Consider the following 12,718-nt stretch of genomic DNA (forward strand, 5'->3'; position numbering starts at 1 on the left):
TGTCTCAAGGGTCGCTAACGCTCGCGCTGCGGTCGCTCGCTGCTTGAGCGACGGGTCGGATCGCTATCGGGTGCGTCGGGCCCAGAGCAGGAATTCGATGTTGCCGTCGCCGCCGGTGATCGGGCTTTCCGTCGTGGCCTGGACGGTCCATCCGACAGTCGCCAGCCATGCCGACGCGCGGTGCACGGCGTCGAGGTGCGCCTGTGGGCCCTTGACCACCCCCTTCTTGCCGGCCTCCTTGGGGCCTTCGCCCTCGAACTGGGGCTTGACCAGGGCGATCAGATCGGCGTCTTCGGCCGCGAGATCCAGCGCGGCCGGCAACACCTTGGCCAGGCCGATGAAGCTGGCGTCGCAGACGATCAGGCCCGGCGTTTCCGGGATCAGGACCTCGTCGAGCGTCCGGGCGTCGGTCTTCTCCAGGTTCACGACCCGGGGATCGGCCGAGACCTTTGGATGCATCTGGCCCTGGCCGACGTCGACGGAGAAGACCTTCGCCGCCCCGCGCGCCAGACAGACCTCGGTGAACCCGCCGGTCGAGGCGCCGACGTCCAGCACCACCCGACCTTCGACCGCCACTGGCCACAGGGTCAGGGCGTGATCCAGCTTCAGCGCTGCGCGGCCGACCCAGCCATGGGGCTCGACGACGGTCACCACAGCGTCCTCGCCCACCCCCTGCGGAGCGGCGCGCGCCGGTTGGCCATCGACGGTCACGCCCCCGGCCTCGATCGCCGCCTTCGCCCGCGAACGGCTTTCGACCAGGCCGCGTGCCACCATCAGGTGGTCCAGCCGGATCCGGGGTCCGAAGTCAGCCAAGATCGGCCAGCCGGGCCAGAGCCGCTTCCAGCCGCACCTTGCCGGCCTCGGCCTCGGCCAGCTTGGCGCGCTGCTCGTCGATCACGGCGGGGGCCGCGCGTTCGACGAAGTTGGGGTTGCCCAGCTTCTTCATCACATGGCCGACGTCGCTGTCGAAGGCGGCGATCTCCCGGGTCAGGCGGGCGCGCTCGGCCGTCAGGTCGATGATCCCGGCCAGCGACAGGGCCGCCGCCGATCCGCCGGACACAAAGGTCACCGCCCCGGTCGGAGCAGCATCGGCGGTCGCAACCTCCGACACACGGGCGAGCGTCAGGATCAGGTCACGGTGCCGCACCGCCTTGTCAGACGTCGACGCGTCCGGCGCGACGAAGGTCAGCGCCGGCTTCGCTCCCGGCGGCACGTTCATTTCGCTGCGCAGACCACGAACCTCGCCGACCAGATCGACCAGCCAGCCGATCTCGGTCTCCGCCTCCGCGTCAACGAAGGCGTCAGGCAGCACGGGCCAGGCCGCGCCGATCAGGGTCGCCTCGTCGCGTGGCGCGCCCTCCTTGCCGAGCTCGGCCCATAGTTCCTCGGTGATGAAAGGCATGACCGGGTGCAGCAGCTTCAGTGTCTGATCCAGGGTCCAGGCCGTCATCGCCCGCGTCTCGACCTTGGCCGCCTCGTCCGACCCCTGGAACACCGGCTTGGCCAGCTCCAGATACCAGTCGCAGAAGACGTTCCAGACGAACCTGTAGAGCGCCGAGGCCGCGTCGTCGAAACGACCGCCCTCGATGGCTTCCGACACTGCGCGCTCCGTCTTGGTCAGTTCGCCGCGAACCCAGCGGTTGATCGTCTGTTCGACGGTCGTGGGGTCGAAGCCCTCGACGCGCCGCGCCTCGTTCATCTCGGAGAAGCGGGCTGCGTTCCACAGCTTGGTGCCGAAGTTGCGATAGCCCTCGATCCGCTGCTTCGACAGCTTGATGTCGCGCGTGCCCGACAGGATGGCCATGGTGAAGCGCAGGGGATCGGCGCCCAGCTCGTCGATGATCACCAGGGGATCGATGACGTTCCCCTTGGACTTGCTCATCTTCTGGCCCTTCTCGTCGCGGACGAGGCCGTTGATGATGACGCGCCTGAACGGGACCTCGTCCATGAAGTGCAGGCCCATCATCATCATCCGGGCGACCCAGAAGAAGATGATGTCAGCGGCCGTCACGAGGTCGCTGGTCGGATAGAACCGCGCCAGATCTTCCGTCTTCTCCGGCCAGCCCATGGTCGAGAACGGCCACAGGGCCGACGAGAACCAGGTGTCGAGGACGTCCTCGTCCTGTGTCAGGGCCTTCCCGCCCGCCTGCGCGATGGCTTCCGCCTCGGTCTCGGCGACGTAGATCTTGCCGTCGGCGTCATACCAGGCCGGAATACGGTGACCCCACCAGAGCTGGCGGCTGATGCACCAGGGCTCGATGTTGCGCAGCCATTCGAAATAGATCTTCTCGTAGGACTTCGGCTCGAACACCGTGTCGCCCTGCTCCACCGCCTTCAGCGCCGGCTGGGCCAGGGTGTGGGCATCGACGTACCACTGGTCCGTCAGCCACGGCTCGATGACGACCCCCGAGCGGTCACCGTGAGGAACCACGTGTCGTGTCTTCTCGATCTCGCGCAGCCAGCCGGCCTCTTCCGCCAGGGCCACGATAGCCTTGCGCGCCGCGAACCGGTCCATGCCGTCGTACTCGGCCGGGATATCGGTCGTGTCGGCCGTGGTGATCCGGGCGAAGGCGTCCAGCACGTTGAGGGCAGCGAGCCCCGCCCGCTTCCCAACCTGGAAGTCGTTGAAGTCGTGCGCCGGGGTGATCTTGACCGCGCCCGAGCCCTTGGTCGGATCGGCGTAGTCGTCGGCGACGATGGGGATGCGCCGGCCGGTGATCGGCAGGATCACCGACTTGCCGATCAGACTCTTGTAGCGCTCGTCATCCGGATGCACGGCCACGCCGGTGTCGCCCAGCATCGTCTCCGGGCGTGTCGTGGCCACGACGATGAAGTCGCGGGTCTCGAAACCGGTCGCCACGCCCTCGTCGTCGAAGGCGATCGGATGTTCGTAGGTGACGCTGTCGGCCAACGGATAGGCGAAATGCCAGTAGGCGCCCTCGACCTCCCGCTGCTCGACCTCAAGGTCGGAGATGGCCGTCTGGAACTGGGGATCCCAGTTCACCAGACGTTTGTCGCGATAGATCAGCCCGTCCTGATGCAGCTTGACGAAGACTTTGCGCACGGCGGCATTCAGACCCTCGTCAAGCGTGAAGCGCTCGCGCGTCCAGTCGCAGGACGCGCCGAGGCGACGAAGCTGCTGGACGATGGTCCCGCCCGACTCGGCCTTCCACTCCCAGATTTTGGCCACGAAGGCCTCGCGGCCCATGTCGCGGCGGCCGATGTTGCCGGCGGCGGCCAGCTGGCGCTCCACAACCATCTGGGTGGCGATGCCGGCGTGGTCCGTGCCGGGCAGCCACAGGACGGCCTTACCCTGCATCCGGTGATAGCGGGCCAGGATGTCCTGCAGGGTGTTGTTCAGCGCGTGGCCGATGTGCAGAGAGCCCGTCACGTTTGGCGGCGGGATGACGATCGAATAGGCCTCGGCGGCGCCATCCGTCTTCGGAGCGAAGGCGCCGGAGGCCTCCCACGCGGCATAGAGGCGGGGTTCGGCGGCCTTGGGGTCGAAAGTCTTGTCGAGCATTGGGAGGTCCGGAAATGCGAAGGGGCGGCCCGTGAGAGCCGCCCCTGCTGGTCTTAGTCGCCGGTGGCGAGCGGGGCTAGCCCGCGCTGCGGGCGATGCGTTCGACTTCCTTCTTTACCGCCGCCTCGACGATGCCGGGCAGATTGGCGTCAAGCCAATCCTTCAGCATCGGACGCAGCAGACTGCGGGCCAGGTCGTCGATGGTTGGGCCGACGCCGCCGGTCGGAACCGGCTCGGGCTGGCGGAACGCAGCGGAGAGGCCGGCGAAGGCCGAGGCGGACGCCGCCGAGGCGCTTTCGCCGACGAGCGAATCATAGGGCACGGACGAGGCGCTGGGCGCCGGCTCCTGGGCCACGGGACGCTCCGGCTCTGCGCACGAGGTGGGGAAGGGTTCGGGTTCCGGCTCGTCGGCCGGGGCGATGACGTCGAGGTCGCCGATCGTCTCGGCCGCCGGGGCCTCGTAGCGGTCGGTCAGGTCGAGGATCTCTTCCTCTTCCTGCGGCTCGGGCTCCTGCATCGACGGGGTCTCGTCCATCAGGGCGGGCGACGCCGCTTCGACGGGCTCGGGGGCCGGGGCCGATTCGGCGGCGGGCGCGTCGTCTTCGGAGATGATCCGGCGGATCGACGCCAGGATCTCTTCCATCGTCGGCTCTTGGGCGGTGGTGTCGGTCATGATCGGGCCTTCGAAGAACCTGCGCCGGCCGCCTTGGGCCCACGGGTGACGAACAAAGAGGGTCGGAGCCGACGTTCAGCCCTGCCCCAGTTCATTTCGTCGCATCAACGCCCGTGGGAATCAACGGGCGTTTTTCGCCTGGCTGGTTAATCCGCAGGCGTCAGTTCGAGTTCGGCGCGGTCCGAACGATCTCGCCGTCAAGCTGGGTGTCGATCGGCGCGTTCTCGGTCTCGTTCGCCGGAGTGATCAGGGGGGCCGCGATACGGTCAAGCGTCTCGACCAGACCGTCCCAGGGCACGGCGCCGCGCAGGCGGACGCGGTCGGCGTTGACGGCCGGATCATAGACCTCGAGGCCCGGGTTCAGGTCCTCGCCGCTCAGACGACCCATGGAGGTCAGCAGCGACGCCTGGGCGACGTAGAGATTGCGCTTGGCCACAGCCAGGTTGATCTCGGCGTTGCGCAACTCGAGTTCGCCGTTCAGCACGTCGAGGGTCGTGCGCAGACCGACCTGCTGCTCCTGACGGACACCCTCGGCGGCCACGCGGGCGGCGCTCACACCGGCGACGCCTGCCTCCAACTGGGAGCGGTTCGAGACGACCTGGGCGTAGGCGCTCGAGACACCCTGCAGAACGGAGCGCTTCTGGCGGTCGATTTCGATCTTGGCCGCGTTGGCCTGTTCCAAGGCCTGTGCCACACGCGAGCTGTTCAGCCCGCCGGTGAACAGGGGCACCGAGACGCTGACGCCGGCCTGGAAGGTGTTGGTGCGATCCGACAGGTCGAAGCCGGAGATCGGGGTCGAGCCGCCATACGAGCTGGAGAGACCCACGGACGGCAGATAGGCGGAGCGGGCCTGGGCGTGACGCGCCTCGGCCTCGCGCAGTTGATATTCGGCGGCCAGCAGGCTGGGGTTCTCGGCCAGGCCGATGTCCAGGGCGGCGTCGAAATCGGTCGGCACGCCCGGCAGCGCCGGCGGATCTTCCAGATTGGCGGGCGCCTGGCCGACGACGGCGGCATAGGTGGCGCGCGAGACCGACAACTGGGCCTGGGAGCCGGCGAGGTCGGCTTCAGACTGGGCCAGGCGTGCCTCCGACTGCGAGACGTCGGTGCGGGTGATCTCGCCGACCTCGAAGCGGGCGTTCGATTCGTCCAGCTGTCGGCGCAGGACGGCCAGGTTGGCCTCACGGATGCGCAGGATTTCGACGTCGCGCTGGACATCGACATAGGCCTGGATCACGGCGGCCAGCACCTGTTGCTCGATACTGCGCAGGCCCTCGCGGCCGCTCAGGACCGACGCCTCGGCGGCGTCGATGCCACGCGCGATGCGTCCCCCCGAGTACAAAGTCTGGTCCACGCCGATGCTGGCGCCGACCGAATCGGTATCGGTCGAATTACGCGAGCTCGGTATATCGACGATCCCGTCGCCGTTGAGGTCGATCCCGGGCTCACGCGAGTCAATGTTCCTGTAGCTGGCCGACCCGCTGACGGTGAGTGTCGGGCGAAGGCCGGCCCGGGCCTGGGGCACCGCTTCGTCAAGGGCGCGCTGCTGGGCGCGCTGACCCTGCAGGGTCGGATTGGTGCGGTAGGCCAGGGCAATGGCCTCCTGCAGGGTCTCGGCCCAGGCAGGAGCGGCCAAACCGGCCGTAACGGCGATCAGGGCGACGGAGGCGAGCGCGCGCGAGCGTTTGAACATGACAGTATCCCGATGGGCGTCGCGAACGGCGCCGGTATCTCTTCACAGGCCTAGTGCTTGAGGGCCTACAGCTACGCCAGTTAAGTTTTATTCACGCGACCGCTACCCGGCTCCGTCGAAATGGCGGCAAATCAGAGGGCGAAAGCGGGGGCCGGTGTCATTTCGGCCAGCACCGGTGGCGCAGCGTCGAACAGTTCGCGACGCGAGACGCCCTCGCGACCCTTCACATAGAGCACCGCCCGGCCGTTCGGACCGGGGCGCTCGACCACCGCCAGACGGCCGCCGACACGCAGCGCCGCCAGCCAGGCGGTCGGACGAACCGCGACCGCGCCTTCGGAGACGATGATATCCCAGTCCTGGCCCGTCGGTTGCGACAGGGGCGCGACGACGGTGGCGACGCCCGCGTCGGCCAGGGCCGGTCCGACGACGTCGAGTACGGGGCGTTCCGCTTCCTGGGCGGTGACGGACACCTTCATGGCGGCCAGCACGGCAGCGGCGTAGGGGCCGGCAATCGCCAGGGCCGTCTCGCCCTCGCGGGCATCCAGCGCCTGGATCAATTTGGCGACCTCGCGCGCCTGCATGAGACGGCGCCCGGCGGCAATCTCGACCTCGACCTCGCCATAGGCGGCGAAGGCCTGGTCCGGGGCGCAGAAGTGTTCGCGAGGAACGGCCATCAAGGCGGCCTGAAGGCCGCGGTCGGTGACGTCGTTCACACGGACCTGGGAGTCCACCATGACCTTGCGAGCGGCGGCGTAATCCATGTGACGCGGAATCCTTGAAGCGAAGCGACCGGCCAGGCCGGAAATCTGGCGCGCTTATAGGTCCGTGCGTCTCCGGCGACAATCGCGTTGCAGCCACGAAGCCAATCTGATAGCGAACGCCCCTCGCGATCTGGGGCATCTCAAAAAGCCCTGTGGCCTGATGGCGGAGTGGTGACGCAGAGGACTGCAAATCCTTGCACCCGGGTTCGATTCCCGGTCAGGCCTCCATCGCGATCTCGTTGAGATCGATGATGATTTTTAGATCGGCGCAGTCAGCCAGCCGATCGCGCCGGCGCCGCCGACAGCCGCGGCCACTACGGCAATCGCGACTGCCATCCGCACGTTTCGGCTCATGAACCCCAGAATACCAGCCATGTCGTCCTCCCCGGACCTCCATAGCGTCATGAAAATCGGCGTTCATCAAGGTGCATGAAACGTTAACGCGCTGAAATCACGCGACTGTCAGCGAATCGACACGGCTGTGACTTGGTACAGGGCGAGGGCGCTGGTCACAGCGACGTTCAGGGAGTCGAATCCCCCCGCCATAGGGATGCCGACGGTCCTGACCAGCGCCATGATCTCCGCCGGCAGGCCCGGCCCTTCGGAACCGACCAAAACGGCCTTGCGACCCCCGCCAGCCAGCCCGGACAACCGCTCGCCCGCACCGGGCGACAGGGCGATCACCTCGAACCGCGCAGCCTGAAGAGCGATGATCAACTGTTCCAGCGAGGCAGCGCGGGCGCTCGGCGTCCTCAGCACCGCGCCGACCGAAACCCGGATGGCCTTGCGATAGAAGGGATCGCAGCAGCGTTCGTCCCTGAGCACCGCCGCCGCCCCGAACGCCGCCGCATTGCGGAACAGGCCGCCCATATTGTCGTGGTTGCCGATCTCTGCGCAGGCAAGCACCACACATTCCTCCGGCAGATCCGCCAGTGTCTCGGCGACGGTCCGCTCGACCGGCTTCTCGCCGAGGGCCAGCAGGCCGCGATGCAGGGGGAAGCCGGCGATGGCGTCCATCACCGCCTGCGACGCCGCATAGACCGGCGCCTCCCCCGCCGCCGCGACCAGTTCGCCCTGGGCGTCGAGTCGATTCGCAGCGATCAGCAACGAACGGGCTCTGCACAGAGACGTCGGCGACAGCAGGGTGCGGATCACCACCTCCCCTTCCGCCACGAACAGCCCTTCGCGGCCGGTCAGGTCGCGTTCGCGGATATCGCGATAGGCGGCTACGCGGGGATCGGCGGGATCGTCGATGAACTGAATGGCGATGGCTGACATTTCCCGTTGCACAATCAAGAAGGCCGCTGCTATAGGCCCGCCTCCCGAGCCCCTGTTCCGCGGTAGCTCAGTGGTAGAGCAGCCGACTGTTAATCGGCTGGTCGTAGGTTCGAATCCTACCCGCGGAGCCACTCGGCGCTTTAGCCCGATTTCGACAAGGCGATACCGCCTTTCGGCGGCGAGCCCCCAGGCCAAGACAGACCATCAGCGCCGTCCCGGCCGCAACCGAGGCGCCGCTCATGATTCTGCAATCCGCGACGACGATCGGGATCGACTTCGGCACCACCAACACGGTCGTCGCCCTGACCAGCGGCGATGGCGAGGCGGTCGTGATTCGCTTCGAGGCGCCTGGCGGCGATCTGGCGACGTTCCGCTCGACATTGAGCTTCCAGCTTCACCCCGGCGCCGACGGCCGGACGCCCGAGCGAGTCGTCGAGGCCGGTCCGTGGGCCATAGAGGCCTATGTCGAGGATCCACTCGAAACCCGCTTCATCCAGTCGTTCAAGACCTTCGCCGCCAGCGCGGCCTTCACCGAGACGGTGATCGACAACCGGCGCTACAAGTTCGAAGACCTGCTGGCGGCCTTCCTGCTGCGCCTCCGGCATCACGCGGGCGAGACGATGGACGCCCTGCCGCCTCGCGTCATCGTCGGGCGACCTGTGACCTTCGCCGGCGGAGCGCCCGACGCGGACCTCGCGCTTTCGCGCTACCAGACGGCCTTCGCCCGGCTGGGCTTCACCGACATCCGCTATGCCTATGAGCCTGTCGGCGCGGCCTTCTTCTTCGCTCGCAAACTGACCGAACCGGCCAATGTGCTGGTCGCGGACTTCGGCGGCGGCACCAGCGACTTCTCCATCGTCCGCTTTGAGCCGTCGCCCCAGGGGCTGCGCTCCACGCCGCTCGCACGATCCGGCGTCGGCGTGGCCGGCGACGCCTTCGACTACCGGATCATCGACCAGCTTGTGTCGCCGGCGCTCGGCAAGGGCGGCTCATACCGGACGCTCGGCAAGACCCTGCCCATCCCCCAGCGCTACTATGCCGCCTTTGCGCGCTGGGATCAGCTGGCCCTGCTGCGCGCCTCGCGCGACATGAAGGACATCCGGGCCATGGCCCGGATCGCAGAGGAACCCGGGAAGGTCGCGCGGCTGATCGAGGTGCTCGACGACAATCACGGCTACGCCCTCTACCAGGCGATCTCGCACCTGAAGATGGACCTGTCGCGCGACGAGAGCGCGACCTTCGTTTTCGACGCCGGATCGATTCGTCTGGAAGCGCCGGTCGCCCGATCGGAGTTCGAGGCCTGGATCGCACCCGAGTTGGCAGCCATCGAGGCGGCCGTCGACAGGGCAATCGAGGGATCCGGCCTGCGCCCCTGCCAGATCGACCGCATCTTCCTGACCGGCGGCACCTCCTTCGTCCCGGCGGTGCGCGACATCTTCAACCGGCGATTCGACCCTGCGAAGATCGAGACCGGCGGCGAGTTCGAGTCCATCGCGTCAGGCCTGGCCATGATCGGGCGGGAAACGGACCTCGATCTCTGGACCGAAAGCCGCTGACGAGACTTCGCCGGTCTCGCCCGATAGGATCGGTGCAGATATGACCGAACAGCTTTCGCCCGCCCTCGCCCGACGCATGGCCCTGGCCGCCCAGGGCTTCGGCAAACCCCATCCGACGAGCGCCGGCACGCGCCAGTTCCGGGACACAGCCCGTCGCCTGGGCGTGATCCAGATCGACAGCGTCAATGTCGTCAGCCGCACCCACTATCTGCCCGCCTTCTCCCGCCTCGGCGCCTATCCGCGCGACCTGCTTGAGACCGAGGCCTGGGGCAAGAAGCCGTCCTTCTTCGAATACTGGGGCCACGAGGCCTCGCTGATGCCTCTGGAGATCCAGCCCCTGATGCGCTGGCGGATGGAGCGGGCGCGCGACGGGCATGGCGCCTGGCCTGGGATCAATCGCTTCGGCCGGGAACGTCGCGACTATATCGACGGCGTCCTGGCCGAGATCGAACGACGCGGCCCTGTGACAGGCGCCGACTTCGCCACTGGCCCGCGCGGCAAGCCCGGCTGGTGGGAGTGGTCGGACGGCAAGCGCGCGCTGGAGTGGCTGTTCTGGGCCGGACTGATCACGACCAGGACCCGGCGCGGCTTCGAGCGGGTCTATGACCTGACCGAACGGGTCATTCCCCCAGCAATCCAGAGCCTGCCGACCCCGTCCGAACCCGACGCCCAGCGCGCCCTGATCCGCATCGCCGCCGAGGCCATGGGTGTGGCCACCGCTGCCGACCTGCGAGACTATTTCCGCATGCCGCTGCAGGACGCGCGCGATCGCATCGCCGAACTGGTCGAGGAGGGCGCACTGACGCCCGTCGGCGTCCCGGGCTGGAAAGGCTCGACCTATATTGCGCCGGACGCCCGCCGCCCTCGGAAGGTGCAAGGCGCCGCTCTGCTCTCCCCCTTCGACAACCTGATCTGGTTCCGGGATCGGACCGAGCGGCTGTTCGACGTGCGCATCAGGCTGGAAATCTACACCCCGGCGCACAAGCGGGCGCACGGCTACTATGTCCTGCCCTTCCTCGAGGACGAGGCGATCACGGCTCGGGTCGATCTGAAGGCGGATCGCCAGGCGGGCGTCCTGCTTGTCCAGGCGGCATGGCGCGAGCCGCTGGCGACGCCGGAGACCCCCTCGAGACTGGCGGCGGAACTGATCCGGATGGCGGACTGGCTTGGTCTGGGCCGGGTCGGGGTCAAGGAGCTCGGCGATCTCGCTGCCGATCTGTCCGACGCTCTCTCGCGCTGACGCCAAAGAAAAAGCCCGACGCGGGCGCCGGGCTGAAGAGGTTCGGTGGTGGGTGTCCTCTGAGAGAACGCTGTATCGGTGAGCCGAATTGGTTAACGAGCCGTTGCAGGCTTGTCGGGGAACCACGTCGACTGGCGCCCGCCCCCCGGGCTCGACCAGGCGATGCTCCATCCCGCCCCGGCCCGATGCAGGTTACCGGGCTCCGCAACCGCACCCGGAGCCGGCGCATAGGCCCGTCCGTCGATCGTGATCGGCGTCGTGCCGTCGCCGGACCCCGCCAGCCGCCAGCGCCCCTCCTCGTCCGCCGTTACCGTGCTCTGGACGCTCCCTTCGATGACCACCCCGGTCCCGGCAGTCGACCTTCCCGAGACGAAGACCGCCCGTCCGTCGGTGTCGACGGCGTCCAGGCCGAGGCCAGAATCCAGTCGTTGCGTGGGCGCACCGATGGCCAGAAGCGCGATCGGCGCCGAGGGGTCAGCTCCGATCAGAAGACGATAGGGCGCCGGAAAGCCGGCCTGGCCCGCGCGCGCCTCGACCAGGAACAGGGTGTCTTGGGCCGGGCGCGGCACGCGCAGCTCGAACCGCCCCTCAGCGTCGGCGCCCACGGCATAGGCCAGACCCCCCGCGCCGCTGACCACGACCCGCCCCAGGGGAGAGGCCTGTCCGCGAACGATCAGCTCTCGCCCGCTCGAAGCGACCGCGTCGATCTCGGGCGGCATGATCCAACCCGTTTCCTGGGTCGCGTCTGCGGCCGGTTGGGCCTGTTCGCCGCAGGCAGAGACGCTCAGCGCAATGGCGCAGGTCAGGGTCGCTGAAAGCCTCGATGCGATCGGTCGTTTCATCCTGTCCACCGGGTCTGTAGGACTGTTCGCCCAGATAGACCGGCTCGACCGGCCTGTCTCCAATCTTGCGTCTCGTCTCGAGGGTTCATGTCGGCGTCAATCCCCACCATCGCTCCGTTCGACGGTCAGTCGGTCTGCCTGTTCTGCGGATCGTCCGATGCGGCCGATCCGATCTTCACCGCTGCGGCCGCAGCGTTCGGCGCGGCGACAGCGCGCGAAGGCTGGCGTCTGGTCTATGGCGGCGGCGGCGTCGGCCTGATGGGCGCCTCGGCCCGGGCGGCGCACGAGGCCGGCGGGCGGGTCGTCGGCATCATGCCGGCCTTCCTGCGCAGCCGCGAACGCCTGTTCGACGAGGTGGAGACCATCGTCGTCACCTCGATGCACGAGCGCAAACAGCTGATGTACGACCAGTCCGACGCCTTCGTCGTCGCGCCTGGCGGCATCGGAACGCTGGAGGAGGTCGTCGAACTGCTGTCGTGGAAACGACTGGACCTGCATGGCAAGCCGGTGATCTTCCTCAACATCAACGGCTTCTGGGAGACCTTCTTCGCCCTGATGCGCCAGAGCGTTGAGACCGGCTTCACCCCGCCCTCCTTCCTGCAAGCGTGGGTCGTCTGCGACACGGTCGAGGAGGCAATCGAGGCGATGCGACAGACTGACGCCTCCCCTGTCTTGAAACATGACCAGCGATAAGTAATCATTGGTCAGTCAGCTCCGAAGTCCGTTCCGTTTGAAAACGCGGATTGACAGTTTCGAATAACAACGCACTATGTCGGTGTTGACGCTGGACCCTGTCGGTCCGTTCCCTGCACCGGAGTTTCCCCATGCGCGCCGTCCTCCCCCTGCTCGCCCTCTGCGCCGCCTTCGCCGCGGCTCCCGCCGTCGCCCAGGCCCCGTCCTCCGCCGCCACCCGCGTCGTCCTGGCCGACGCCTCGCGCGTCCCGACCCGCTCCACCGTCATCGACGGCGCCAACTGGCGTTGCGAAGGCCAGACCTGCACCGCTTCGGGCGGCGCGGATCAGCCCGCCCCGCGCGCCTGCCGTCGCGTCGCCGCCCGTCTGGGCCCGGTGACGGAGTTCTCGTGGAAGGGCACGGCCCTGTCGGCCGAACAACTGGCCGTCTGCAACGCCTAAGCAAAAGGGGCGGCCCAGCGGG

At 67.9% G+C, this 12,718-nt stretch carries 11 protein-coding genes and 2 tRNA genes; 6 read left to right on the forward strand and 7 right to left on the reverse strand.

Annotated elements, in window-relative coordinates; all coding sequences use genetic code 11:
- Nucleotides 1-63 precede the first annotated feature (63 nt).
- The 5 genes from ACP7AZ_RS02975 to ACP7AZ_RS02995 form a co-directional block, all read right to left on the reverse strand.
- Complete coding sequence (locus tag ACP7AZ_RS02975) at nucleotides 64-813, reverse strand: TlyA family RNA methyltransferase (RefSeq protein WP_426035893.1); 750 nt, start codon at nucleotides 811-813, stop codon at nucleotides 64-66.
- Complete coding sequence (locus ACP7AZ_RS02980) at nucleotides 806-3,523, reverse strand: valine--tRNA ligase (protein WP_426035895.1); 2,718 nt, start codon at nucleotides 3,521-3,523, stop codon at nucleotides 806-808. The genes ACP7AZ_RS02975 and ACP7AZ_RS02980 overlap by 8 nt, the downstream gene beginning before the upstream one ends.
- Before the next feature lie 76 nt (nucleotides 3,524-3,599).
- Nucleotides 3,600-4,196: a DUF2497 domain-containing protein gene (locus ACP7AZ_RS02985; RefSeq protein ID WP_426035897.1), complete on the reverse strand. Its 597-nt coding sequence runs from the start codon at nucleotides 4,194-4,196 to the stop codon at nucleotides 3,600-3,602.
- A gap of 160 nt (nucleotides 4,197-4,356) precedes the next feature.
- On the reverse strand, nucleotides 4,357-5,886 hold the full coding sequence (locus tag ACP7AZ_RS02990; protein ID WP_426035899.1) for a TolC family outer membrane protein: 1,530 nt from the start codon (nucleotides 5,884-5,886) through the stop codon (nucleotides 4,357-4,359).
- A 131-nt stretch (nucleotides 5,887-6,017) separates the two neighbouring features.
- Entirely contained in the window at nucleotides 6,018-6,647 is a 630-nt protein-coding gene (locus ACP7AZ_RS02995) for a protein-L-isoaspartate O-methyltransferase family protein (protein WP_426035901.1), read from the reverse strand.
- A gap of 154 nt (nucleotides 6,648-6,801) precedes the next feature.
- Here ACP7AZ_RS02995 and ACP7AZ_RS03000 point away from each other — a divergent pair.
- Nucleotides 6,802-6,875, forward strand: a tRNA-Cys gene (locus tag ACP7AZ_RS03000).
- Nucleotides 6,876-7,109: 234 nt separating this feature from the next.
- On the opposite strand, the gene ACP7AZ_RS03005 is transcribed toward ACP7AZ_RS03000, so the two are convergent.
- Nucleotides 7,110-7,925 carry a TrmH family RNA methyltransferase gene (locus ACP7AZ_RS03005; protein WP_426035903.1) on the reverse strand — a complete coding sequence of 272 codons (816 nt, stop codon included), beginning with the start codon at nucleotides 7,923-7,925 and terminating at the stop codon, nucleotides 7,110-7,112.
- Between the two features lie 56 nt (nucleotides 7,926-7,981).
- Between ACP7AZ_RS03005 and ACP7AZ_RS03010 the strand changes: the two genes are divergently transcribed.
- The 3 genes from ACP7AZ_RS03010 (at nucleotide 7,982) to ACP7AZ_RS03020 (ending at nucleotide 10,721) form a co-directional block, all read left to right on the forward strand.
- Nucleotides 7,982-8,056, forward strand: a tRNA-Asn gene (locus ACP7AZ_RS03010).
- 108 nt (nucleotides 8,057-8,164) lie between these two features.
- Nucleotides 8,165-9,481: an Hsp70 family protein gene (locus ACP7AZ_RS03015; protein ID WP_426035905.1), complete on the forward strand. Its 1,317-nt coding sequence runs from the start codon at nucleotides 8,165-8,167 to the stop codon at nucleotides 9,479-9,481.
- Between the two features lie 40 nt (nucleotides 9,482-9,521).
- The gene (locus tag ACP7AZ_RS03020) at nucleotides 9,522-10,721 is read left to right on the forward strand and encodes a winged helix-turn-helix domain-containing protein (RefSeq protein ID WP_426035907.1); all 1,200 of its coding nucleotides are present in this window, start codon (nucleotides 9,522-9,524) and stop codon (nucleotides 10,719-10,721) included.
- Nucleotides 10,722-10,813: 92 nt separating this feature from the next.
- Here the strand turns inward: ACP7AZ_RS03020 and ACP7AZ_RS03025 are convergent, their stop codons facing one another.
- Entirely contained in the window at nucleotides 10,814-11,563 is a 750-nt protein-coding gene (locus ACP7AZ_RS03025; RefSeq protein ID WP_426035909.1) for a hypothetical protein, read from the reverse strand.
- Between the two features lie 87 nt (nucleotides 11,564-11,650).
- On the opposite strand from ACP7AZ_RS03025, the gene ACP7AZ_RS03030 reads away from it, so the two are divergent.
- Both ACP7AZ_RS03030 and ACP7AZ_RS03035 read left to right on the forward strand, forming a co-directional pair.
- Nucleotides 11,651-12,256, forward strand: a complete 606-nt coding sequence (locus tag ACP7AZ_RS03030) for a TIGR00730 family Rossman fold protein (RefSeq protein ID WP_426035911.1) — start codon at nucleotides 11,651-11,653, stop codon at nucleotides 12,254-12,256.
- A gap of 131 nt (nucleotides 12,257-12,387) precedes the next feature.
- The gene (locus tag ACP7AZ_RS03035) at nucleotides 12,388-12,696 is read left to right on the forward strand and encodes a CC_3452 family protein (protein WP_426035913.1); all 309 of its coding nucleotides are present in this window, start codon (nucleotides 12,388-12,390) and stop codon (nucleotides 12,694-12,696) included.
- The last annotated feature ends 22 nt before the right edge of the window (nucleotides 12,697-12,718 follow it).

The organism is Brevundimonas sp. DC300-4 (assembly GCF_049897365.1).
Taxonomy (GTDB): Bacteria; Pseudomonadota; Alphaproteobacteria; order Caulobacterales; family Caulobacteraceae; genus Brevundimonas.

Bases quoted from the DNA above. Each gene is read 5' to 3' on its own strand.
- ACP7AZ_RS02980 (WP_426035895.1), bottom strand. From the start codon at position 3,523: ATGCTCGACAAGACTTTCGACCCCAAGGCCGCCGAACCCCGCCTCTAT.
- ACP7AZ_RS02985 (WP_426035897.1), bottom strand. From the start codon at position 4,196: ATGACCGACACCACCGCCCAAGAGCCGACGATGGAAGAGATCCTGGCG.
- ACP7AZ_RS02990 (WP_426035899.1), bottom strand. From the start codon at position 5,886: ATGTTCAAACGCTCGCGCGCGCTCGCCTCCGTCGCCCTGATCGCCGTT.
- ACP7AZ_RS02995 (WP_426035901.1), bottom strand. From the start codon at position 6,647: ATGGATTACGCCGCCGCTCGCAAGGTCATGGTGGACTCCCAGGTCCGT.
- ACP7AZ_RS03005 (WP_426035903.1), bottom strand. From the start codon at position 7,925: ATGTCAGCCATCGCCATTCAGTTCATCGACGATCCCGCCGATCCCCGC.
- ACP7AZ_RS03015 (WP_426035905.1), top strand. From the start codon at position 8,165: ATGATTCTGCAATCCGCGACGACGATCGGGATCGACTTCGGCACCACC.
- ACP7AZ_RS03020 (WP_426035907.1), top strand. From the start codon at position 9,522: ATGACCGAACAGCTTTCGCCCGCCCTCGCCCGACGCATGGCCCTGGCC.
- ACP7AZ_RS03025 (WP_426035909.1), bottom strand. From the start codon at position 11,563: ATGAAACGACCGATCGCATCGAGGCTTTCAGCGACCCTGACCTGCGCC.
- ACP7AZ_RS03030 (WP_426035911.1), top strand. From the start codon at position 11,651: ATGTCGGCGTCAATCCCCACCATCGCTCCGTTCGACGGTCAGTCGGTC.
- ACP7AZ_RS03035 (WP_426035913.1), top strand. From the start codon at position 12,388: ATGCGCGCCGTCCTCCCCCTGCTCGCCCTCTGCGCCGCCTTCGCCGCG.